We start from the raw sequence: 2,020 nt of genomic DNA, 5'->3' as shown, positions 1-2,020 counted from the left end.
GGTTGCAGCGTGCCCAGTTTCAGCACGCTGTTTGAGGCGCGCAGCTTCGCGGTTAAGCCCATCTCACCATATTCATCCTGCGCGGCACGAGGAGCTTCTTTGTTGCGTTTTAGAAGGCCCGTGCCTGAACGATCAGCACTGGAGTCCAGCTTGAGACCCAGCATGCCGATAGCGTCGATGCCAACACCGACGGTCCCTTCGGTGAACCCGGATTCGTAACGCAGCAGAAAGCCCTGGGCCCATTCTTCCTGCTTTGACTGGCTAGCTGAGTCTTGGCGGAAATCACGATTGAAATAGAAGTTGCGCGCTTCCAGACCAGCTTTGCTATCTGCCAAAAAATCAGCTGCCGCTTGTTGACTGAGACCGAGTCCTCCACCGCTCAGCAGGAGCCCGCACGTGACTCGGTTAAGCCATTGAGAGTTGGGGGTAGCAATGAGCATGTAATTATCCTCGTCGAAAACATGTGTGGTAGACGAGGGGCAGGCTCGGGTAGGCGTATTACACTTGCACACACTTTCGATGACATTTTTATTTCAAAGTTCGGGGGGCGAATGAAAGCCTTACAGGGCGAGGGTTTCAATGCAGGAGCGGAAACCTTTGTTTGTTTCAGCGAGATGACGATTTGGTTAATTAACTGCTTGTGGACTACTCAGGGCTACTGAGTGAACCAGTTGTGGCGATCTTCAAAGGCTTTGTAGATGAGCGACACCAGTGTCTGCACTTCTGATCGCTCTGCTGCCAGCGGGGACGTTGAAATCCAGACCACCCGTTCCAAGGCAGTCTCGAATAACTCGTCAAGGGGCAGCAGGTTACGGTCTACATGGGAGATGTAGCCAGGTAGCAGGCCAATGCAGGAGGAGTTACGCAGCAAGTCAACGACCCACTCTTGTGAATGCACTTGAATGACCGCACTTCGGCGCTGACGGATCAGCTGATTCCATGGTTCGAAACTGTCAACCGTTGCGTTTCCCGCGAGCTGTACCAGCATGAAATCTTTGAGGTCGGCTACAGAGCTCGGTAGGCGTTTACCTGCATAACGTTTGGCCATATGGGCACGATAGGGAATTCGTGCAAGCATCAATGGTTTAGTCATTGCAAAGCTTGGAGTCGGTCTTGCCGTGCCGGGATCGGTGATCCAAATCATGACCTCTGCCAGCCTCTCGGGCTCGCCCTCCTGTGGGATGATTTCTAGTCTCACGGCCGCGTCATTACGCAGCCAGGAGATCAAATCACGGGCCAGCAGGTCGGTGAGCAGTGACGTCGGCACCGCAAGACGTACCAGAGCTCGCTGGACACTGACGTCCTCTGGATGCAGGTCACCGAATTTCTGGGTCAGTAGTTGTTGTAATTCACGTCCTGTTGCGCTCAGGCTGAGCTCGCGTCCTTTATAAAGGAATAGCGGGGTACCTACAGTTGCCTCCAGCTTCCTGAGTTTTTTGCGCATCGGGACGATATGTAAGTTTAGGCTGCGTGCAGCCTGCCTAAAGCAGGCGCAGCGCGCGCTGGTCAAGAAGATCTGTGCTAGTTGGTGGTCGATGGTGAGAGGGTCGAACATGGGGGCGATCAAAGCTCGTGCCAAGCAAAATGCATGTACTTTGAGCTTAACGAGACGAACCTAACGCCAGGATCGCAACAGGATTACTTATTTGTAATCTGATGGAGGGAGGAGCTTTATGTTTGGGATTGAACTTCCAGCAGTATCACTTTATTAGCGCGGGCGGTTCTCAGCGCGGCACTCGACTACTAGCTCCGCGCTGAGGTTTGATGATTACAACAGCGGAAGTGTGTAGCTGACGATCAGGCGGTTCTCGTCAACATCGTTGCCGAAATTGGTCGAACGTAGCGTGGCGTTGCGCCATTTTACGCCCAGGTTTTTCAGCGCACCGTTCTGGAAGACATAGGCGATGTCAGTATTGCGCTCCCATTCCTTACCATCGGCTTTGCCTGCGCCTAGATCAATATTGTCACCAGTCAGGTAACGGGTCATGAACGTCAAGCCAGGGATGCCAACGCTGGCAAA

General features: G+C 53.4%; 3 protein-coding genes. All 3 read right to left on the bottom strand.

Features of this window, described 5'->3' with window-relative positions; genetic code table 11:
- Nucleotides 1-440, bottom strand: a 440-nt coding sequence (locus BLO50_RS21615; protein WP_244152933.1) for an OprD family outer membrane porin, incomplete at its 3' end; no start/stop codon positions are given.
- A 215-nt stretch (nt 441-655) separates the two neighbouring features.
- Nucleotides 656-1,555, bottom strand: coding sequence for a LysR family transcriptional regulator (locus tag BLO50_RS21605; RefSeq protein WP_090256319.1), 900 nt, complete (start codon nt 1,553-1,555; stop codon nt 656-658).
- Between the two features lie 213 nt (nt 1,556-1,768).
- The coding region (locus tag BLO50_RS21600) for an OprD family outer membrane porin (protein WP_143003862.1) at nt 1,769-2,020 on the bottom strand (252 nt) is incomplete at its 5' end.

Origin of the sequence: Pseudomonas peli, from assembly GCF_900099645.1 — a bacterium.
Lineage (GTDB): Bacteria > Pseudomonadota > Gammaproteobacteria > Pseudomonadales > Pseudomonadaceae > Aquipseudomonas > Aquipseudomonas peli.
The sequence above is the reverse complement of the archived record's forward strand: the minus strand, read 5'-3'. Positions and strand labels throughout refer to the sequence as shown.

What these genes read in the sequence shown, in the direction of transcription:
- BLO50_RS21605 (WP_090256319.1), bottom strand. Translation starts at nt 1,555, where the DNA reads ATGTTCGACCCTCTCACCATCGACCACCAACTAGCACAGATCTTCTTG.